This is a genomic window from Amaricoccus sp., assembly GCF_047602525.1.
Classification (GTDB): Bacteria; Pseudomonadota; Alphaproteobacteria; order Rhodobacterales; family Rhodobacteraceae; genus Amaricoccus.
Genome location: NZ_JASGHB010000001.1, coordinates 3,363,704 through 3,383,315 on the forward strand (window position 1 = coordinate 3,363,704; position 19,612 = coordinate 3,383,315).

Annotated in this window: 15 protein-coding genes and 1 riboswitch; of the genes, 6 read left to right on the top strand and 9 right to left on the bottom strand. The window is 70.5% G+C overall.

Translation table 11 applies throughout. The features are described from left to right. Window positions 1–134: 134 nt before the first annotated feature. The gene (locus tag QM699_RS17260) at window positions 135–1,346 is read right to left on the bottom strand and encodes an NADP-dependent isocitrate dehydrogenase (protein ID WP_415012259.1); all 1,212 of its coding nucleotides are present in this window, start codon (window positions 1,344–1,346) and stop codon (window positions 135–137) included. A 286-nt stretch (window positions 1,347–1,632) separates the two neighbouring features. Between QM699_RS17260 and QM699_RS17265 the strand changes: the two genes are divergently transcribed. After that, a complete protein-coding gene (locus QM699_RS17265) occupies window positions 1,633–3,843 on the top strand; it encodes a TonB-dependent siderophore receptor (protein WP_415012260.1) in 2,211 nt (736 codons plus the stop codon). Between the two features lie 4 nt (window positions 3,844–3,847). Here the strand turns inward: QM699_RS17265 and QM699_RS17270 are convergent, their stop codons facing one another. The 3 genes from QM699_RS17270 to QM699_RS17280 all read right to left on the bottom strand — a co-directional run bounded on the left by QM699_RS17270 (window position 3,848) and on the right by QM699_RS17280 (window position 7,081). Beyond that, the gene (locus tag QM699_RS17270) at window positions 3,848–4,861 is read right to left on the bottom strand and encodes an ABC transporter ATP-binding protein (protein WP_415012261.1); all 1,014 of its coding nucleotides are present in this window, start codon (window positions 4,859–4,861) and stop codon (window positions 3,848–3,850) included. Continuing rightward, the gene (locus tag QM699_RS17275) at window positions 4,861–5,889 is read right to left on the bottom strand and encodes a Gfo/Idh/MocA family protein (RefSeq protein WP_415012262.1); all 1,029 of its coding nucleotides are present in this window, start codon (window positions 5,887–5,889) and stop codon (window positions 4,861–4,863) included. The genes QM699_RS17270 and QM699_RS17275 overlap by 1 nt, the downstream gene beginning before the upstream one ends. 352 nt (window positions 5,890–6,241) lie before the next feature. Continuing rightward, on the bottom strand, window positions 6,242–7,081 hold the full coding sequence (locus tag QM699_RS17280) for a carbohydrate ABC transporter permease (RefSeq protein WP_415012263.1): 840 nt from the start codon (window positions 7,079–7,081) through the stop codon (window positions 6,242–6,244). Window positions 7,082–7,217: 136 nt separating this feature from the next. Between QM699_RS17280 and QM699_RS17285 the strand changes: the two genes are divergently transcribed. The 3 genes from QM699_RS17285 (at window position 7,218) to QM699_RS17295 (ending at window position 10,508) form a co-directional block, all read left to right on the top strand. After that, window positions 7,218–8,243 carry a Dyp-type peroxidase gene (locus tag QM699_RS17285; protein ID WP_415012264.1) on the top strand — a complete coding sequence of 342 codons (1,026 nt, stop codon included), beginning with the start codon at window positions 7,218–7,220 and terminating at the stop codon, window positions 8,241–8,243. Between the two features lies 1 nt (window position 8,244). Further along, window positions 8,245–9,042, top strand: a complete 798-nt coding sequence (locus QM699_RS17290; protein WP_415012265.1) for a family 1 encapsulin nanocompartment shell protein — start codon at window positions 8,245–8,247, stop codon at window positions 9,040–9,042. Between the two features lie 98 nt (window positions 9,043–9,140). Then, window positions 9,141–10,508: an META domain-containing protein gene (locus tag QM699_RS17295; protein WP_415012266.1), complete on the top strand. Its 1,368-nt coding sequence runs from the start codon at window positions 9,141–9,143 to the stop codon at window positions 10,506–10,508. Here the strand turns inward: QM699_RS17295 and QM699_RS17300 are convergent. From QM699_RS17300 to QM699_RS17320, 5 genes are all read right to left on the bottom strand, one after another. Next, a complete protein-coding gene (locus QM699_RS17300) occupies window positions 10,502–11,281 on the bottom strand; it encodes an ABC transporter ATP-binding protein (RefSeq protein WP_415012267.1) in 780 nt (259 codons plus the stop codon). The two genes, QM699_RS17295 and QM699_RS17300, sit on opposite strands and share 7 nt — an antisense overlap. Further along, window positions 11,278–12,267 carry a FecCD family ABC transporter permease gene (locus QM699_RS17305; RefSeq protein ID WP_415012268.1) on the bottom strand — a complete coding sequence of 330 codons (990 nt, stop codon included), beginning with the start codon at window positions 12,265–12,267 and terminating at the stop codon, window positions 11,278–11,280. The genes QM699_RS17300 and QM699_RS17305 overlap by 4 nt, the downstream gene beginning before the upstream one ends. A gap of 11 nt (window positions 12,268–12,278) precedes the next feature. Continuing rightward, complete coding sequence (locus tag QM699_RS17310; RefSeq protein ID WP_415012269.1) at window positions 12,279–13,094, bottom strand: ABC transporter substrate-binding protein; 816 nt, start codon at window positions 13,092–13,094, stop codon at window positions 12,279–12,281. Between the two features lie 23 nt (window positions 13,095–13,117). Next, window positions 13,118–14,989 carry a TonB-dependent receptor plug domain-containing protein gene (locus QM699_RS17315; protein ID WP_415012270.1) on the bottom strand — a complete coding sequence of 624 codons (1,872 nt, stop codon included), beginning with the start codon at window positions 14,987–14,989 and terminating at the stop codon, window positions 13,118–13,120. Window positions 14,990–15,078: 89 nt separating this feature from the next. Continuing rightward, window positions 15,079–15,286: riboswitch (cobalamin riboswitch) on the bottom strand. Window positions 15,287–15,368: 82 nt separating this feature from the next. Then, on the bottom strand, window positions 15,369–16,166 hold the full coding sequence (locus QM699_RS17320) for a calcium-binding protein (RefSeq protein WP_415012271.1): 798 nt from the start codon (window positions 16,164–16,166) through the stop codon (window positions 15,369–15,371). 311 nt (window positions 16,167–16,477) lie between these two features. On the opposite strand from QM699_RS17320, the gene clpB reads away from it, so the two are divergent. Together clpB and QM699_RS17330 are read left to right on the top strand one after the other, a co-directional pair. Continuing rightward, window positions 16,478–19,078, top strand: a complete 2,601-nt coding sequence (gene clpB, locus QM699_RS17325; protein ID WP_415012272.1) for an ATP-dependent chaperone ClpB — start codon at window positions 16,478–16,480, stop codon at window positions 19,076–19,078. A gap of 374 nt (window positions 19,079–19,452) precedes the next feature. Further along, entirely contained in the window at window positions 19,453–19,584 is a 132-nt protein-coding gene (locus QM699_RS17330) for a PIN domain-containing protein (protein ID WP_415012273.1), read from the top strand. Window positions 19,585–19,612 lie beyond the last annotated feature (28 nt).

Below are 19,612 nucleotides of genomic sequence, written 5' to 3' on the forward strand. Positions count from 1 at the left end.
TTGTCGGGACGGATGTCGCGCGAGCCTACGGCCCGCGCGACATCCGTCAGGTCCCTCTGGGGACACCCGCTAACCCCGCAGGTGCAATCCTGCGGGGTTCAACCTCTCTTCTCAGAAAGATCTCCCGCCGGCGCTCAGCCGAGCGCCTTCTGCAGGTTCTCGTCGATCTTGTCGAGGAAGCCGGTGGTGGTGAGCCACTTCTGGTCCGGCCCGACGAGGAGGGCGAGGTCCTTGGTCATGAAACCGGACTCGACGGTGTCGACCGTCACCGTGTCGAGCGTCTCGGCAAAGCGCTGCAGCGCGGCGTTGTCGTCGAGCTTCGCGCGGTGCTTCAGCCCGCCGGTCCACGCGTAGATCGACGCGACCGAGTTCGTCGAGGTCTGCTCGCCCTTCTGGTGCTGGCGGTAGTGCCGCGTCACCGTGCCGTGCGCGGCCTCGGCCTCCACCGTCTTGCCGTCCGGCGTCATCAGGACGCTGGTCATCAGGCCGAGCGAGCCGAAGCCCTGCGCCACGGTGTCGGACTGCACGTCGCCGTCGTAGTTCTTGCACGCCCAGACATAGCCGCCCGACCACTTCAGCGCGGAGGCCACCATGTCGTCGATCAGCCGGTGCTCGTAGGTGATGCCCTTCTTCTTGAAGGCGTCGGCGAACTCGGCGTCGAACACCTCCTGGAACAGGTCCTTGAAGCGGCCGTCATAGGCCTTCAGGATCGTGTTCTTGGTGGAGAGGTACACCGGCCAGCCGAGGTTCAGGCCGTAGTTCAGCGACGCGCGGGCGAAGTCGCGGATCGAGTCGTCGAGGTTGTACATCGCCATGGTCACGCCGGCGGAGGGCGCGTCGAACACGTCCTTCTCGATGACCTGGCCGTCGTCGCCGACGAACTTGATGGTGAGCTTGCCCTTGCCCGGGAAGCGGAAGTCGGTGGCGCGGTACTGGTCGCCGAAGGCGTGGCGGCCGACGACGATGGGCTTGGTCCACCCGGGCACCAGACGCGGCACGTTGCGGCAGATGATCGGCTGACGGAAGATCGTGCCGCCGAGGATGTTGCGGATCGTGCCGTTCGGCGACTTCCACATCTGCTTCAGGCCGAATTCCTCGACGCGGGCCTCGTCGGGGGTGATCGTGGCGCACTTCACGCCGACGCCGTACTGCTTGATGGCGTTGGCGGCGTCGATGGTGATCTTGTCGTCGGTGCGGTCGCGCTCCTCGATGCCGAGGTCGTAGTACTTCAGATCGACGTCGAGATACGGCAGGATCAGCTTCGTCTTGATATAGTCCCAGATGATCCGGGTCATCTCGTCGCCGTCGAGTTCGACGACCGGATTCGCCACCTTGATCTTCGCCATCGTATGAACGCCCCTCGCAGCTTTGGCTCGCCCGTGGTCTAGGCGCTGCGGCCATAGACCACAAGCGCGGCGAAGGAAAGGGGTGGTATGCGGTGGTATGCTGCCGATTTCGTGGGCAGGTGCGCCAGGCGGCCGGCGCGACGGCCGTCAACCGTGGCTGGTCTGCATCACTGCGGCACATTTCGGCCTCGATCGGTCGACTGAAGCAGTCGGGATTAATACGATTTCGTGACCAGCCAGCGCGACCGCCAGCCGACGAACTTCCGAGCATGGGTGGGACGGAACGATGCGAACGGCTGGTGGGGTCGGCGCGGCGCCGACGTGGGTGCTGTTTCTTGGCACGGCGATGAGCGTCATGACGCTGCCGGCCGCGGCGCAGGAGATCGAGGACAGCAGAGACGAGACGGTCGAGGACGCCTCCGACGGCGGGATCGTGCTCGACACGATCGACGTGACCGCCGCGCCGGGCACCACGACCGAGGACACCGGCTCGTGGACGACCGAGTGGATGCGCTCGGCCACCGGCCTCGTGCTGAGCCAGAAGGAGACGCCGCAGTCGACGTCCGTCATCACCGACGCGCAGATGAAGGACCGCAACATCACCACGATCCCCGAGGTGATGAGCGCGGCCACGGGCATCACCGTGCAGGCCTACGAGAGCGACCGGGTCAACTACTACTCCCGCGGCTTCCCGATCGACGCCTACCAGTTCGACGGCGTGCCGCTGCCGCAGGAGGGCACCTTCGATTTCGGCGACAACGACCCGGACATGGTGCTCTACGACCACGTGGAGATCGTGCGCGGCGCGACCGGCCTGATGCAGGGGGCGGGCGAGCCGGGCGCGTCGATCAACTACATCCGCAAGCGGCCGACCAGCCTGCTGCGCCGCGAGGTCGCCGCCGGCTTTGCCTATCCGCTCGGCGCGCGGGTCGAGACCGACGTCGCCGGCCCGCTGAACCAGGCCGGCACGGTCCGCGGTCGCGTGGTGGGCGCGATCGACAGCCGCGAGGGCACGCTCGACGGCTACAGCAAGGACAAGTACGTCGGGTTCGGCGCGCTCGAGTTCGACCTGACCGACCAGACCGTGCTGAACCTCGGCCTGAGCTATCAGGCGACGCGCACGGACAACGTCACCTGGGGCGGTATCCCGCCGTTCGACAGCAACGGCGACCTCATCGACTGGCCGCGGGGCTTCAACCTCGGGGCGGACTGGACCTATCTCGACACCGACCGCACCGAGGCCTTCGCCGCTCTCGAGCACATCTTCGACAATGGCTGGACCGGGCGCGTGACCGCGACGCACATGCGCACCGAGACCGACATGGAGCTCGCCTGGATCAGCGGCATCCCGGATGCGGAGACCGGGCTCGGCATGGGGACCTGGGCCGCGAAGTACGATGGCGAGGCCGACATGAACTCGCTCTTCGGCGTGCTGAACGGCGATTTCGGCGCCTTCGGCCGGCAGCACCAGTTCGTTCTCGGCGTCACCGGCTCCAGGACCAAGGGGACGTATCGCGGCTATCCGGTCGACACCGCGACGCTCGCGACGCTCGGCAACATCTTCGAGTACCGCCAGGACATGCCGCGACCGAGCTTCGGGTCGGAAGCCACTTACACCTACTCCGCCGAGGCGACGCAGGTCGGCGTCTACGGCACCACGCAGATCCACGCGACGGACCAGCTCGCGCTGATCGCCGGCGCGCGGGTGAGCTGGTGGGACGGCAAGCAGACGCAGAACGGTGACACCTTCGCCTACGACTATACTGGCATCGTGACGCCCTACGTCGGGTTCACCTACGACATCACCGACGTCTACACCGCCTACGGCAGCATCACGAGCATCTACAAGCCGCAGCTGGTGCAGGACGCGGCCGGTAACTACTTCGACCCGGCGATGGGCTGGAACTACGAGCTGGGCGTGAAGGCCGGCTTCTTCGACGGGGCGCTCTATGCGTCGGCGGCGATCTTCCAGACCGACCAGAAGGACGTGGCGAACTACCTCTACTTCGACGAGCAGCTGAACCGCAGCGTCTACGAGCTGATCGACGGCACCAAGACCCAGGGCTTCGAGCTGGAGCTGGCCGGGGCGATCTCGGAGAACTGGAACGCCTCGCTCGGCTACACCTATCGCTACTCCAGGGATGACGACGGCAACGAGCTTTACACCGACCAGCCGCGCAACACGCTGAAGCTGGCGACCGACTACCGCATCCCGGGGGTGCTTCAGGACCGGCTGACCGTGGGCGGGGCGATGCGCTGGCAGAGCGCGACCGACAGCCTGGTGTTCCAGTCCGAGTTCGAGCAGCCGAGCATCCGGCAGAAGCCCTATGCGGTGTTCGACGTGAACGCACAGTACGACCTGACCGAGCAGACGGTGCTGTCACTGTCGGTGACGAACGTGTTCGACAAGAAGTACTACGCCACCACCGGCTTCTACGACACGGTGGTCTACGGCGACGGCATCGCCGCCGAGCTGATGCTGCGCGCCCGCTTCTGAGCGGTCAGGGTCGCAGGCGCAGGCCCGCGTCGTCGAAGTGGAAGACGCGGGCCGGATCCGGGGTGAGGAACACCGTCTCGTCCACGCGGAAGCGGTGCTCGCCGAAGAGCCGCACGGCGAGCAGGCCGTGCGGCTCGGCGCGGACGTAGACGTTGGTCTCGCCGCCGAGGTGCTCGACGTGGCTGACGGTGCCGGGGATCGCGCCGGGGATCGTGCCGGCGCCGTGGTCGATGCGCAGGTGCTCGGGCCGGACGCCGAGGGTCTTGCCGGGGGCGCCGAGGGGAGCCGCGGCGAGGACGTTCATCTGCGGCGAGCCGATGAAGCCCGCGACGAAGAGGTTCGCGGGGTCGTTGTAGAGCGTCATCGGCGCACCGACCTGTTCCACCCGGCCGGCGTTCAGCACCACGATGCGGTCGGCGAGTGTCATCGCCTCGACCTGATCGTGGGTGACGTAGATCATCGTCGCCTTCAGCTCGCGGTGCAGGCGGGCGATCTCGATGCGGGTCGCCACGCGCAGCGCCGCGTCGAGGTTGGAGAGCGGCTCGTCGAACAGGAACAGCTTTGGCGTGCGCACGATCGCGCGACCGATGGCGACCCGCTGGCGCTGGCCGCCGGACAGCTCGGCCGGCCGGCGGTCGAGCAGCGGGTCGAGCGCGAGCATGGCCGAGGCGGTGGCCGTGCGCGCGCGGACGGTGGCGGCATCCGCGCCGGCCTGCTTCAGCCCGAGGCCCATGTTGTCGCGGACGCTGAGGTGCGGGTAGAGCGCGTAGCTCTGGAACACCATGGCGATCTCGCGCTTCGCCGGGGGCACGGCATTGACCCGCCGGCCGTCGATCCGCACCTCGCCGGCGGTGGCGTCCTCGAGGCCCGCGATGATGCGCAGCAGCGTGGACTTGCCGCAGCCGGAGGGGCCGACGAAGACGCAGAACTCGCCGTCCTCGACCGTGAGGTCGACGCCCTTGATGACCTCGGTCGGGCCGAACGACTTGGTGACGGCCGAAAGGGTGAGCGCGCCCATCAGAGCCTGACCGGCCGGCCCGAGCGCACGCTCTCGTCGGCGGCGAGGCAGACCTTCAGCGAGGCGACCGCGTCGGCGAGGTGGCGCCTGAGGTCGAGGTCGTGCGCGATGGCGCGGGCGACGAACGCGGCCTCGCGGTCGCAGAGCTCTTGGTGCCCGGGCTCGTCGGCCATGGAGAGATCCTCGTCCGCCTGCCCGACCCGGTGCAGCCGGATGAGCGAGGTCTGGGTGTGGGTGTCGATGTCGTCGGAGCGGGCGGCCTCCGGCATCCGGATCGAGACGGCGCCGTTCGGCGAGATCACGTCCTTCACGAAGAACGCGGCGTCGGACATCATCGGCCCCCAGCCCGCTTCGTACCAGCCGAGCGAGCCGTCGGCGAACAGCACCTGGAAGTGGCCGTAGTTGTACATCGCGGGGGCGATCTCGTCGGACAGGCGCAGGCCCATGCCGCGCACCTCGACCGGGGCCGCGTCGGTGATCTGGCACATGACATCGACATAGTGGACGCCACAGTCGACGATGGGGGATGTGGTCTGCATCAGCGCCTTGTGCACCTCCCACGTCGGGCCGGAGGACTGCTGGTTGAGGTTCAGGCGGAAGACATAGGGCCCGCCGAGGGCGCGGGCCTCGGCGATCAGGCGTTGCCACGAGGGGTGGTGGCGCAGGATGTAGCCGACCACGACCTTGCGCCCGGTCGCGCGCGCGGTGGCGGCGACGCGCTCCGCATCGGCGGCGGTCGTGGCGAGCGGCTTCTCGACGAAGACATGGGCGCCGGCCTGCATCGCGGCGATGGCGTAGTCGGCATGGCTGTCGGAGTAGGTGGCGATGGCGACGAGATCGGGCTTCAGGCGGCCGAGCGCCTCGTGGAAGTCGCGGAACCGCTCGTAGGGGGCGAGTTCCGGCGGCAGCGGCGGGTCGGAGCGGTTGACGAGGCCGACGATCCGGAACGCCGGGTCGGCGTGGTAGGCGAGGGCGTGGCTGCGCCCCATGTTGCCGAGGCCGGCGACGAGGGTGCGGAGCGGGGTCATGCGATCTCCGGGTGGGAGGGGCGTCGGATTCGGGGCGCCGAACGACCGAAGCGGGGCTTTGCCCCGCGAGTCACGGGCGCGACGAGCGAACGCACTGCGTTCGCCGCGCCGACGGCGGGGAGCGCGGGGACCGCGCGGAGGCCGTCAGGGGTGGAGATTTCTGCGGAAGCGCGCCAATCCGGCCGTGGCTGCCCCGGCTGGCGCGGCAACGCGCCTGCCCCCCGCAGGGGCAGACGCGGACGGATTTGTCGACGGACAAATCCGTCCGGCGTCACCGTTTCAACAGGCGCTCCGGCCGGGGCGTTTCCCTGCCGCAGAGTGGACAATCCCTCCAACCCGCCGTTCTGCCCGGTCATTTCACCGCTCCTGCCGTGAGGCCGCGGATCAGCTGGCGCGAGAAGATCAGGTAGAGCACCAGCACCGGCAGGATGGCGAGCGAGAGCGCGGCCAGGACCGCGTTCCAGTTCGTCACGAACTGGCCGATGAAGACCTGCGCGCCGAGCGTCACGGTCTTGGTCGCCTCGGCGGGCGCGAGGATCAGCGGGAACCAGAGGTCGTTCCAGATCGGGATCATGGTGAAGACCGCGACCGTCGCCATCGCCGGGCGCACCAGCGGCAGCACGAGCCGGAAGAAGATGCGGTATTCGGACAGTCCGTCGATCCGGCCGGCGTTCTTCAGGTCGTCCGAGACCCCGCGCATGAACTCGGCGAGGATGAAGATCGCCAGCGGCAGCCCTTGCGCGGTGTAGACGAGGATCAGCGCCGTCAGCGTGTTGACGAGGCCGGAGGCGACCATCAGCTGCAGGATCGCCACGGTTCCGAGGCGGATCGGGATCATGATCCCGAGCGCGAGGTAGAGGCCCGTCAGCGCGTTGCCCCGGAAGCGGTATTCCGACAGCGCGAACGCGGCCATCGCCCCGAAGAGCAGCACGGCGGCGAGCGAGGCCAGCGTCACGACCAGCGAGTTCTGGAAATAGAGCAGGAAGTCGCCCTGCGCGAGCACGGTACGATAGCCGATCAGGTCGACCGTGGCGGGCGTCGGCAGCGCCAGCGGCTCGGCGAAGATCGCGCGCCGCGACTTGAACGAGTTCACCACCACGACGAAGACGGGAAAGAGCGCGATCGCCGTATAGAGCAGCAGGATGCCGTGGGCCGCCGCGCTCCGGCTGAGCGACGTGCGCGCGCTCGACATCGGCCCTCCTCCCTCGCGGCTGCCCGACGGAAGTCGTCTCACGGCCCCGCCCCTGCCGCAAGCCTCCGGTCGAAAGGGCTGGCGGTCGCCCGCGGTCGCGCTATTGCTGATGCCGACCGCCCCGGGGGAGTCTTCGATGCAGGCCGTAGCCAGTCAATCCGCCACCGGCGCGCTGACCAGCAATGCGATTTTCATCACCCTGAGCGTCGGGGAGAGCGATGCGGATATCGCGGCGGTGCGCGGGCTCTGCGGCGATCTCGCGTCGCTGGTGAAGGCGGTGGGGTTCCGCAGCACCGAGGTCGGGCTCTCGTGCGTCCTGGGGATCGGCGCGCGGCTCTGGCAGCGGCTGGCCCCCGGTGCCACGCCCGCGGGACTGCATCCGTTCCGCGAGATCGCAGGCATCCATCACGCACCCGCGACGCCGGGCGACATCCTGCTGCATATCCGCGCCACGCGCCCGGACTTCTGCTTCGAGCTTGCGACCCACATCATGGACCGTCTGGCCGGCGCCGTGACGGTGGAGGACGAGACGCAGGGCTTCAAGTTCTTCGACAACCGCGACCTCCTCGGCTTCGTCGACGGCACCGAGAACCCGACGGGCGACGCGGCCGCGCGGGCGGTGCTGATCGGCGACGAGGATCCGGCGTTTGCCGGCGGCGCCTATGTCATCGTCCAGAAGTACCTGCACGACATGGCCGCGTGGGAGGCGATTCCGGTCGAGCAGCAGGAGCGCATCATCGGCCGGCACAAGCTCTCGGACATCGAGTTTCCCGAGGCCGACAAGGCGCCCTACGCCCACAACGTGCTGACCCACATCGACGACGCCGCGGGCCATCCGCTCGAGATCCTGCGCGACAACATGCCCTTCGGCAGCCCGGCGCGGGGCGAGTTCGGCACCTACTTCATCGGTTATGCCCGCGAGCCCGGCAGGATCGAGCGGATGCTCGACAACATGTTCGTCGGCGACCCGCCGGGCACCTACGACCGGCTGCTCGACGTGAGCCGCGCCGTCACCGGCTGCCTGTTCTTCGTGCCGAGCGAGGATGTGCTCGACCGGCTGGCCGGCGGCGATCCCGTGGCGGCGCCGCCCGCCGACCCGGGGCCGGCGAAGACGGGCGGCGATGGATCGCTCGGCATCGGATCCTTGAAGCATGGGAACTGACATGGACCATCTCTATCGCGAGCTTGCTCCGATCAACGCCGCCGCCTGGGCCGAGATCGAGGAAGAGGCACGGCGCACGCTGGCGCGGATCCTCGGGGCCCGGCGGGTGGTCGACGTGCACGGGCCGGAGGGCTTCGACCTCGCCGCCGTCGGCACCGGGCACCTGCAGCCGGCGGCGGCCGTCGCCGAGGGGGTCGAAAGCACCCGGCGGGAGGTGAACCCGCTGGTGGAGTTGCGGGTGCCCTTCGATCTGAGTCGCGGCGCCATCGACGATGTGGCGCGCGGCTCGCGCGATTCCGACTGGCAGCCGCTGAAGGAAGCGGCGGCGCGCATCGCGCTGGCGGAGGACCGCATGGTCTTCTCCGGCTATCCCGACGCCGGGGTGAAGGGGATCCTGCCCGAGTCGAGCAACCCCGCGGTGCCGCTGCCGGCCGACGTCGCCGATTATCCCGAAGCCGTCGCCCATGCGATCAGCGACCTGCTGCTCGCCGGGGTGAACGGCCCGTACGCGCTCGTGCTCGGAACGGTGCCCTACCGGCTGGCGACCGGCGGCGCGGAGGACGGCTATCCGGTGCTGAAGCACCTCGAGAAGCTGGTCGACGTCCCCGTGGTCTGGAGCCCGGCGATCGAGGGCGGCGCCGTTCTGACGCTGCGCGGCGGCGACTTCGACCTGTGGCTCGGCCAGGACATCTCGATCGGCTACGCGGGCCACACCCGGGAGACCGTCTCTCTCTACCTGCAGGAGAGCCTCACGTTCCAGATGCAAACCTCGGAGGCAATCGTCGTCCTCACCCCGTGACGGGTGGCCCGACTTTACGGGCCACCCCCTTCGGCGGACTTGGCGAAAGGCGGGTTTCCTGCCAGATTCGCGCGCGGTGGCGGGGTGCAAATCGGTCGATGGTCAGAGCATTCGTTGTTCTCGCGGCACTGCTCGTGCTCGCGCTGGCACAGGCGGGCATCGCCGCGGAGGGGCATCTCACCGGAACGGTTGCGTTTCGCGACATCGGCCCGGTGCCGGCGGACGCGGTGCTGCAGGTCCTGCTCGCCGACGTCAGCCGCGGGACGACCGGCACCGCCCGCGCGCTGGGCGAGGCGACGCTGGCCCGGCCGGACGGGCCGCCCTATGCCTTCGACATCGCCTATGACACCGCCGACGTGAAGCCGGAGGGCACCTATGTCCTGCGGGCGGAGCTGTCGTCCGGAGGGCAGGTGCTCTACCGCTCGCGCGGGCTCCTGCCCGTCCTGACCCGAGGCGCGTCCTCCGATGCGACGCTCTGGCTGGCACAGGTCGACCCGGCGGAGGTCGCCACCGCGGGCCTCGACCTGCCGGTGACCTTCGAGGGCGCGATCCGGTGCAAGGACTGCCGGGACGTGCGCTATCAGCTGAACCTCTGGCCGAATCGGGTGTTCCAGCTGCGGCGGACCTGGGAGGGCAAGGACATGCGGCGGGACGCGATCGGCCTCTGGTCGGTCGACGCCACCTCGCGGACGCTCACCCTGCACGGCGGCGAAGATGATCTCGCGTTCGAGGTGCTGGGTCACGACCGGCTTCGGGTGATGGTGCCGCGCGGCGCCGCGCCTGCGGGCGACGGCGTGCTCGCCGCGTCGCCCGCCTTCGAGCCGTTCGAGCCGCAGCTGGCGATGCGCGGGCTGGTGACGTGGGCCGACAACCGCCTGAGCCTGGTCGAGTGCCTGACCGGGCGGCAGTATCCGGTGGTCGGGGAGGGCGACTATGACGCCCTGCAGCACGCCTATCTCGCGGCAGGAGCCGAGCCCGACGTGCCGCTGATGGCGAGCTTTGACGGCACGATCCTGCAGGGGCAGCACCCGGAGGCGGGGCCGGGCGCGGTGCGCATCGACCGGTTCGTCGGCGTCTGGCCCGGCGAGACCTGCGCCCGTGCCAGCAGCCCGGCGACGCTGCGCAACACCTACTGGCGGCTGCTGCGGCTCGGCGATGCCGATGTCGCCGCCTCGCCGAACCGGCGCGAGCCGAGCCTGATCCTGCGCGAGGGCGAGCGGCGGTTCAGCGCCACGGTCGGGTGCAATCCGCTCACCGGGCGCTTCACCCTCGATGACGGTCACCTGCACTTCGGCCAGATCACCGGGCCGCGGCTCGACTGCCCGGCGGCGCTCGACGCGCTCGAGGACCAGCTGGTGAGCGCGCTGACCGCGACGGCGGCATGGCGGATCACCGGACAGTCGCTCGAGCTCTACGACCTCGACGGCGACCGGGTGGCGCTGCTGCAGGCGGTCTATCTCTACTGAGCGCGCCTTTTCGCGGCGGCGGGGCCGAGGACCTGCAGGATCGGGCCGCTGGCATCGCTGCCGATGAAGACGTCGACGCCGTAGACGGCGGCCATGCGATCCGGCGTCAGCACGTCGAGCGGGCGGCCCGAGGCGATGATCCGGCCGCCGCCGGCGAGCACGACCCGGTCGCACCAGCGCGCGGCGAGCCCGAGATCGTGCAGCGACACGAGCGCGCCGCGGCCCCGGGCGACCAGCCGTCGCAGCGTCGCCATCAGCCCGACGGCGTGGGCCGGGTCGAGCCCGGCGGTCGGCTCGTCGGCGAGGAGCAGCGGCGCCTGCTGCGCGAGCGCCCGGGCGACGAGCGCGCGGGCGCGCTCGCCGCCGGACAGCTCGGTCGCGGGCCGTCCGGCGAGGCCGTCGAGGTCCATGAGCGCCAGCGCGGCGGCGACCGCCGCGGCGTCCTCCGCGGCGCTGGTCCGATGCGGCAGGCGCCCGAGGCCGACCAGCGCCGCAACGCTGACCGGCCAGGCGATCTCGTGCGCCTGCGGCACGTAGGCGGCGGCGCGGGCGCGGGCGCGTGGGCTCAGCCGGGCGAGCGGCGCGTCGCCGAGCGTGATGTCGCCCGCTGCCGGATGCAGGCCCAGCGCCGCGCGGAGCAGCGTGGTCTTGCCGCAGCCGTTCGGGCCGAGCAGGCCGACGACCTCGCCGGGGCTGACCTCGAGGCTCACCCGATCGAGCACTGGCCGCCCGTCCCGTTCGAGGCGCACGTCGCGGAGGCGGAGCAGCGTCATGCCAGCCTCTGCCGGCCGCGCCAGACCAGCCACAGGAAGAACGGCGCGCCGACCAGCGCAGTGACGACGCCGAGCTTCAGGTCGCGCTCCGGCGCGATCAGGCGGACGGCGATGTCGGCGGCGAGCAGCAGCGCCGCCCCGCCCAGCGCCGACGCCGGCAGCAGCCGCGACGGCATCGCCCCGGTCAGCGGCCGCAGCAGGTGCGGCACCACCAGCCCGACGAAGCCGATGGCCCCGGCCACCGCGACGCCCGCCCCCACCGCCAGCGCCGAGCCGAGCACGACCAGCGCCCGGGTGCGCCCGAGGGTGATCCCGAGCGAGGCGGCCGCGTCCTCGCCGAGGGTGAGCGCGTCGAGGTCGCGCCCGACGGTGAGGAGCAGGGCGAGCCCGGCGAGGATGAAGGGCCCCGCGATCGCGACATGCGTCATCGAGCGGTCGGCGAGCGAGCCCAGCAGCCAGTAGACGATCTCCGACGCGGCGAACGGGTTCGGCGACAGGTTCAGCACCAGCGAGGTGAGCGCGGCCGCGAGGCTCGACACCGCCACGCCGGCGAGGATGAGGGTGATCGAGCCGCCGCCCGACCCGGCCAGCGCCTGTACCAGCAGGGTCGCGAGCGCCGCCCCGGCCAGCGCCGACGCGGGCAGCGCCAGCGGCACCGCCGCGGCGAGCCCGCCGTAGAGCGCCAGCGCCGCGCCGAGCGCCGCGGTGCCGGAGATGCCGAGCAGGCCGGGCTCGGCCAGCGGATTGCGCAGGTATCCCTGCAGCGCCGCGCCGGCGGTGCCGAGGCCGGCGCCGATCAGCAGCGCGAGCAGCGCCCGCGGCAGGCGGATCTCGCGCATGATGAGCGCCGCGGCCGGGTCCGCCCCCGTCGCCAGCGCCGCCAGCCCGTGGCCGGGCGCGATCGGCGCCGGGCCGACGAGCAGGCTGCCGGCGAACAGCGCCAGCACGAGCAGCCCGAGCCCGGCGAGCGTCGCCCGCGGGGTCATGGCCGCGCGCTTCATGGCCGGGCCGCGATCAGGTCGGCAACCGCGTCGAGCGCCAGCGGCGTGCCGCAGACCCAGAGGTTGTCCGCCACGCTGGCGCGTCGGGTTTCGAGCGCGCGCAGCACGGGATGGCGCAGGATACCCTGTGCCAGCGCCGGCGTGGGATAGTCCTGGCCGAGGACGAGAAGCTCCGGCCGTTCGGTGACGAGCAGCTCGAGCGGCAGGCTGCCGAGCCCGGCGATGCCGCGCTCGGCCGCGACGTTGGCATAGCCGGCGGCGGCAAGGATCGCGTCGGCCAGCGTGTCGGCACCCGAGGTGTAGCCGTTGGCGTAGTAGAGCGCCGCCCGCGGCCGCGGCTCCGGCTCCGGCGGCGGCGCCAGCTCGGCGAGCCGGGTCCGCATCGCCTCGGCCAGCCGGCGCGCGTCGTCCGGGTTGCCGAGCAGGTCGCCCATGCGCAGGACGTTCGCCTCGATGTCGTCGAACGACCGTTCCACCGGAAAGGTCTCGACCCGGATGCCCAGCCGGCGCAGCAGCGCCAGCGTCGCAGGCGGGTCCCAGGCGCCGGCCAGCACCAGGTCGGGCGCGAGGCCGAGCACCGCCTCGGCGCTGTCGGCGTGGATGGGCACGGTTTCGGCCTCGCGCCACATCGCCGAGGACACCGGGTCGCGGGCGATGGGCGAGATCGCGACGAGCTGTCCGGGCCGGGCGAGCAGCATCGCGAGCTGGTCGGTGCAGAGGTTCATCGAGACGACGCGGCGCGGCGGCGGCTTCGGATCGTCCGAACGCGCGAAGGGCGCGCCGGCGAGGACCGCGGCGAGGGCCAGCGCCATGCTCCACCCCCGCCGGTCCACGCTCAGAACGTGCCCCGGACGCCGAAGTAGACCGCGCTGCCGGACGTCGAGTAGCCCTTCACCGTCTGGTACTGCTCATCGAGCAGGTTCTCGGCGCGAAGGTAGACCTCCGCCGCATCGGTCACGGCGTAGGAGACGCGCGCGTTCACCACCGTGTAGTCCGACCGCCAGGCGGCGCTGGTGGCAAACGGCTCGTCGGGCAGGCCGGCGGCATACTGCACCTCGACGCCCGCGGTCAGCCGGGGCATCGGCGTGGCCTCGACGCCGAGGTTCAGGTCGTGCAGCGGAATACGCACGCGCCGGGCGTCGTTGGCGTCCCGCGCGTCGGTATAGGTGTAGGCGCCGGTCAGGCTTACGCTGTCGGTCAGCGCGTAGGATCCCGCCAGCTCCACACCGCGGCTGCGGGCCGTGCCGGGCACCTGCTCGTACCGGGTGGTGAAGCTGATGAGATCGTCGATGTCGAGCAGGAACAGCGTCGCCGACACCTGGGCGCGTCCGTCGGCGAACACCTGCTCCACGCCGAGATCCGCGCTCACGCTCGTTTCCGGGTCGAGATCGGGATTGCCGAAGCTCGGCGAATACAGCTCGTAGAGCGAGGGCGCGCGGAAGCCGGTGCCGACGGACGCGCGCAGCGTGGTTCCGGGCCTGGCTTCCCAGGCGGCCGAGAGCCGCCCGGTCGGTTGGCTGCCGAACTCGGAGTGGTCGTCGTTGCGCAGCGCGGCCGTCAGGGTCAGCGTGTCCAGCGGCTGCCAGATCGCCTGGCCGAACACGCCCGCGACATCGGCATCGCCCGAGGTGTCGCCATAGGGGCTGGTGGTGTCGGCGGTCTCGCGCGTCCAGTCCGCGCCGAGCTGCAGCAGCAGCGCGTCGGACACGGTGTAGCCGCCGAGGTATTCGAGCCGCAGCCGGTCGCCGGTGAAGTTCGACGCGCCGAGGCCCTCCTCGTCGGTGTCCCGGTCGATGTCGTACCACGACACCGCGAGCCGGTTCTCGAGCGCGCCGGTCGTCAGGTCGAAGCCGCCGCGCGCGCCCCAGGTCGTCGTGTCGTAGGTGTTGTCCTGGTCGGTCAGCTGGAACGTCACCGGATCGTATCCGTCGAAGTCGCCGGATTCGTGCTGGGTGAACGCCGAGCCGAACAGCGACAGGCTGTCGGTCGCCTGGAACGTGCCCGTGGCAGACACCCGCGTCCCGTCGTAGCCGTCCGGCTCGGTGTTGCCGTCCGCCTCCTCGGCGGAGGAGAACCCGTCGGTTCGGAGGTGGGCGACGGTGAGCCCGAAGTCGCCGCGGTCGTTGCGGCCCGCCAGCGAATACGCCGCCCGCGCCGTGCCGTAGGTGCCGCCTTCGAGCAGGTAGGTCGATTGCAGGCCGTCCTCGGTCGCGCGGGGCGAGGTGATGTCGATGACGCCCCCGACCGCCTGGCCGCCGTAGAGCGCCGACTGGCTGCCGCGCAGCACCTCGATCCGCCCCACCCCGTCGAGCAGCAGCCCGGAGAGCGAGGGCTGCACCTGCGTGCTGGTCGGGTCGGAGATCTCGATGCCGTCGACGTTGACCCGCACGTACTGCTGCGGGGCGCCGCGGATGGCGAAGCCGGAGGTCGATCCCGCCGGCCCGGCCTGCGACACGGAGATCCCGGGCTGGGTCGAGAGGATGTCGAGCGCGAACGGCCGGCCGTCGGCGGTGATGTCTTCGGCGGTGATGACCGAGACGCTGGAGCCGGTCGCGGCGGCCGCGGTCGGCGTGCGGTTGGCCGAGACGATGATCTCCGGCAGGACGGTCGCGCCGTCATCGGTGGACGCATCCTGAGCGGCGGCGGCAACCGGCAGGGCGACGAGCGGGAAGGCGAAGGCGGCGAGCAGGGGCGCGGTGCGGCGCATGGCCGGGTGTCTCCTCGTTGCGGTGGCCCGGATGGGCGTCGGGAAGGCTCACCGCTGCGGGGGACCGCACCCTGGCACGCCCCGCGCCCGGGTTGGGTGACGGTCAGGGCAGGTCTCCTGGCTCGCGGGTCGTCGCCCGATGCGCCTCGCCTTCCCGGGAGCGTCCCAGTGGCATCTCGAGGCGCGGGCTCGCCGCCTACAGTTGCGGGGGCAGCCGCGGAGTCGGGGGAGGCCCCTGACCGCAGTTCCCTTTTCATCCCGCCCGTTGGGGCGGGAACCCTGACGCCGCCGTCATCCGTGCCGGGCGGGCGGTTGTCAAGGGAGAGGCGTGGACCGGAATGCGGCGCCCTGCCGGGAGGCGGGGTGCCGCGGACGGATGTCAGAGGATGAAGTCGCTCGCGTCGAAGCTCGCGAGGTCCTGCGCGAGGATCGTCACCGAGGTGTCCGCGTCGAGCTGGAACACCACGTCCGCGTTCGACTGCTGTCCGGTGGCGAGGACGTCGGCCGCGGTGGCAAAGGCGAAGGCCGATACGTCGATCCGGTCGTTGCCGAGGCCATAGTCCGAGATCGTGTCGTGGCCATCCCCGGCGGCGAAGCTGAAGGTGTCGGCGAGGCGGCCGCCGGAGAGCTGGTCGTCGTCCCAGCCGCCGCGCAGCACGTCGCGCCCGGCGCCGCCCGCAAGGGTGTCGGTATGGCTGCCGCCGATCAGCGTGTCGTCGCCCGCGCCGCCGTCGAGCCGGTCCTCGTAGGTGCGGCCGTTCAGGAGGTCGTTGCCGTCGTCGCCGAAGAGCTGGTCGCGGCCGTCGCCACCGTCCATGTCGTCGTTGCCGGCGCCGCCGAGCAGCGTGTCGAAGCCGGTCGAGCCGAGCAGCGTGTCGTTGCCCTCGCCGCCGTCAACCACATCGCCGGCCTGACCGCCGTCGAGGTGGTCGTTGCCGGTCCAGCCGATCAGCACGTCCTTGTTGTCCGCGCCCTCGATGATGTCGTCGGAGACGCCGCCGTTCAGGTAGTCCTGGCCGGCGCCGCCCCGCAGGAAGTCGAGCCCCTTGCCGCCCAGCACCGAGTCGTTGCCGCTGCTGCCGAACAGCGTGTCGTTGCCGGCAAGGCCGACGATCGTGTCCGCCAGCAATCCGCCGGACAGCGAGTCGTCTCCGTTGGTTCCCACAAGTACCGTCATCTTGCCCCTCGCGTTTTCCCGCACGGCGGCGAGGACTGCCGCCGCGCCTGCCGTGGCGCCCCTCTGGCGCCGGCGTCACCATGTTGGCGCGCCGCGGCAGGGTCGAGCGAAATCGCGGTTCCGTGATGCCGCCGCCGCGCAACCGTTGCCGCTGCGCCGCCGCGTGAACCCGGGGGCCGGGGAATTTGCCCTGCGACGGTGTGGCAATCTTGCAACCGATGGGCCCCGATCCTACCTTCCCGTCGTGGTCCTCCGCGATAGCGCCGCATCGGCGGGCATCGGGCGGAGGATGCCGGAAGGGGAGACAGCACATGAATTTCGAGAAGTTCTCGGAGCGGTCCCGCGGGTTCATCCAGGCGGCGCAGACCATCGCGCTCCGGGAGAACAATCAGCGGTTCCTGCCCGAGCACCTGCTCAAGGCGCTGCTCGACGACGACCAGGGGCTCGCGGCCAACCTCATCAAGGCCGCCGGCGGCGACCCGAACGAGGCGCGCGCCCAGGTCGAGGCGAAGCTCGCCAAGCTGCCGCGCGTCGAGGGCGCCGGCGATCAGCTCTACATGGACGGCCAGACCGCGAAGGTGCTGGCCGAGGCGGAGAAGCTCGCGGGGCAGGCGAAGGACAGCTTCGTCACCGTCGAGCGGCTGCTGACCGCGCTCGCCGTCACCAAGTCGGGCGCGAACGATGCGCTGAAGGCCGCAGGCGTCACCGCCCAGGGGCTGAACGCCGCGATCAACGACCTGCGCAAGGGGCGCACCGCCGACACCGCGTCCGCCGAGCAGGGCTATGACGCGCTGAAGAAGTATGCCCGTGACCTGACCGAAGCCGCCCGCGACGGCAAGATCGACCCGATCATCGGTCGCGACGAGGAGATCCGGCGCACCATGCAGGTGCTGAGCCGGCGGACGAAGAACAATCCCGTGCTGATCGGCGAGCCCGGCGTCGGCAAGACGGCGATCGCCGAGGGCCTCGCCCTGCGCATCGTCAATGGCGACGTGCCCGAGAGCCTGCAGGACAAGCAGCTCCTCGCCCTCGACATGGGCGCGCTCATCGCGGGCGCGAAGTACCGCGGCGAGTTCGAGGAGCGGCTGAAGTCGGTGCTGAGCGAGGTGCAGGCCGCGGCCGGCGAGGTGATCCTGTTCATCGACGAGATGCACACCCTCGTCGGTGCCGGCAAGGCGGACGGGGCGATGGACGCCTCGAACCTGCTGAAGCCTGCGCTGGCGCGCGGCGAGCTGCACTGCGTCGGCGCCACCACGCTCGACGAATACCGCAAGTACGTCGAGAAGGACGCGGCGCTGGCCCGGCGCTTCCAGCCGGTGATGGTGAGCGAGCCGACGGTCGAGGACACCATCTCGATCCTGCGCGGCATCAAGGAGAAGTACGAGGTCCACCACGGCGTGCGGATCACCGACTCGGCGCTGGTGGCGGCCGCGACGCTGAGCCATCGCTACATCACCGACCGCTTCCTGCCGGACAAGGCGATCGACCTGATGGACGAGGCGGCGAGCCGGCTGCGGATGCAGGTGGACTCGAAGCCGGAGGAGCTGGACGCGCTGGACCGCGAGATCCTGCAGAAGCGCATCGAGGCCGAGGCGCTGAAGAAGGAGCACGACTCCGCCAGTCAGGACCGGCTTGAGAAGCTGGTGAAGGAGCTGTCATCGCTCGAGGACCGCTCGGCCGAGATGACCGCCCGCTGGACGGCGGAGCGCGACAAGCTGAAGGGCGCCGCGGAGATCAAGGATCGCCTCGATCAGGCGCGCAATGAGCTGGAAGGCGCCAAGCGGCAGGGCAACCTCGCCAAGGCCGGCGAACTCGCCTACGGCATCATCCCGGGGCTCGAGCGCGATCTCGAGGCGGCGGAGGCGGCCGGCAGCCAGGCGATGGTCGACGAGGCCGTGACGCCCGAGCAGATCGCCGAGGTCGTCGAGCGCTGGACCGGCATCCCGGTCTCGAAGCAGCTCCAGGGCGAGCGCGAGAAGCTGATCCGCATGGAGGACGAGCTCGCGAAGCGGGTCATCGGCCAGTTTCCCGCGGTCGAGGCCGTCTCGAACTCGGTGCGCCGGGCGCGGGCGGGGCTGAACGACCCGAACCGGCCGCTCGGCAGCTTCCTGTTCCTCGGGCCGACCGGCGTCGGCAAGACCGAGCTGACCAAGGCGCTGGCGTCGTTCCTGTTCGACGACGACTCCGCGATGGTGCGAGTCGACATGAGCGAGTTCATGGAGAAGCACTCCGTCGCCCGGCTGATCGGCGCGCCTCCGGGCTATGTCGGCTACGACGAGGGCGGTGTGCTGACCGAGGCGGTGCGGCGGCGGCCGTATCAGGTGATCCTGTTCGACGAGGTCGAAAAGGCGCACCCGGACGTGTTCAACGTGCTCCTGCAGGTGCTCGACGACGGGCGGCTGACCGACGGTCAGGGACGGGTGGTGGACTTCAAGAACACCCTCATCATCCTGACGTCGAACCTGGGTTCGCAGGCGCTGAGCACGCTGCCCGACGGGGCGGATGCGGAGTCGGCGCGGGATCAGGTGATGGCGGCGGTGCGCGCGCACTTCCGGCCGGAGTTCCTGAACCGGCTCGACGAGATCGTCATCTTCGACCGGCTCTCCCGGAAGAACATGGACGGCATCGTCGACATCCAGGTCGGCCAGCTCGCCAAGCGGCTCGCCCAGCGGGGAATCGCGCTGGAGGTGGACGCAGACGCCCGGACGTGGCTCGCCAATCGCGGCTATGACCCGGTCTATGGCGCCCGGCCGCTGAAGCGGGTGATCCAGAAGGAGCTGCAGGACAAGCTTGCGACCGAGCTTCTGTCCGGCCGGATCATGGACGGTTCCGTGGTGCCGGTGACGGTTCGCGACGGCCAGCTCGCCGTCGGCGACGAAGCCGTGAAGCCGAAGGCGGCCGTGGTCCACTGAGGCCGCGCCGCCGCGCGACAGGGGTCGCCGGAAGAACCGCGACGAGTTCTCACTTGCGGGACATGACTATACTCGCCCCTTCTGGCCGCTTGCCAGGAGGGGCTTGCGTTTTATGCGCCTGTCATCCTGAACCAATCCCGAGGCGAAGCCCTGACTTGTGGAGCTGAAGGTCCGCCATTGGGGATTTCCTTGAACGCAGCACCCGGGCGTCACCGCCCAGCACTGGGAAGCCGGGCTGACATTCGCCTTTATTCCCAAGGGAACAGGCGTGCTGCTCGTGCCGGTTCCCAAGCGCGAGGCGCTGGCCGGAATCGCGAAGGGCGCGTCGCCGAGCGGCTATCGGGACCGATCGGACCGATCCTGAGGCGTGTCGCGTGCACAGGCTTGCAACAGCCGACGCCATCATTTTCGCCACGGCTCGCGCCCGGAATGCCACTCTTGTCACATGCGATGCGCATTTCGACGGTCTGCCCGGCGTTACGCTGATCGAGAAGGTCAAGTCGTAGACGCCTCGATCGTCCGCATCAGTGGGGT

Coding starts and splice junctions, on each gene's coding strand:
- QM699_RS17260 (WP_415012259.1), bottom strand. CDS start 1,346: ATGGCGAAGATCAAGGTGGCGAATCCGGTCGTCGAACTCGACGGCGAC.
- QM699_RS17265 (WP_415012260.1), top strand. CDS start 1,633: ATGCGAACGGCTGGTGGGGTCGGCGCGGCGCCGACGTGGGTGCTGTTT.
- QM699_RS17270 (WP_415012261.1), bottom strand. CDS start 4,861: ATGGGCGCGCTCACCCTTTCGGCCGTCACCAAGTCGTTCGGCCCGACC.
- QM699_RS17275 (WP_415012262.1), bottom strand. CDS start 5,889: ATGACCCCGCTCCGCACCCTCGTCGCCGGCCTCGGCAACATGGGGCGC.
- QM699_RS17280 (WP_415012263.1), bottom strand. CDS start 7,081: ATGTCGAGCGCGCGCACGTCGCTCAGCCGGAGCGCGGCGGCCCACGGC.
- QM699_RS17285 (WP_415012264.1), top strand. CDS start 7,218: ATGCAGGCCGTAGCCAGTCAATCCGCCACCGGCGCGCTGACCAGCAAT.
- QM699_RS17290 (WP_415012265.1), top strand. CDS start 8,245: ATGGACCATCTCTATCGCGAGCTTGCTCCGATCAACGCCGCCGCCTGG.
- QM699_RS17295 (WP_415012266.1), top strand. CDS start 9,141: ATGGTCAGAGCATTCGTTGTTCTCGCGGCACTGCTCGTGCTCGCGCTG.
- QM699_RS17300 (WP_415012267.1), bottom strand. CDS start 11,281: ATGACGCTGCTCCGCCTCCGCGACGTGCGCCTCGAACGGGACGGGCGG.
- QM699_RS17305 (WP_415012268.1), bottom strand. CDS start 12,267: ATGACCCCGCGGGCGACGCTCGCCGGGCTCGGGCTGCTCGTGCTGGCG.
- QM699_RS17310 (WP_415012269.1), bottom strand. CDS start 13,094: ATGGCGCTGGCCCTCGCCGCGGTCCTCGCCGGCGCGCCCTTCGCGCGT.
- QM699_RS17315 (WP_415012270.1), bottom strand. CDS start 14,989: ATGCGCCGCACCGCGCCCCTGCTCGCCGCCTTCGCCTTCCCGCTCGTC.
- QM699_RS17320 (WP_415012271.1), bottom strand. CDS start 16,166: ATGACGGTACTTGTGGGAACCAACGGAGACGACTCGCTGTCCGGCGGA.
- clpB (WP_415012272.1), top strand. CDS start 16,478: ATGAATTTCGAGAAGTTCTCGGAGCGGTCCCGCGGGTTCATCCAGGCG.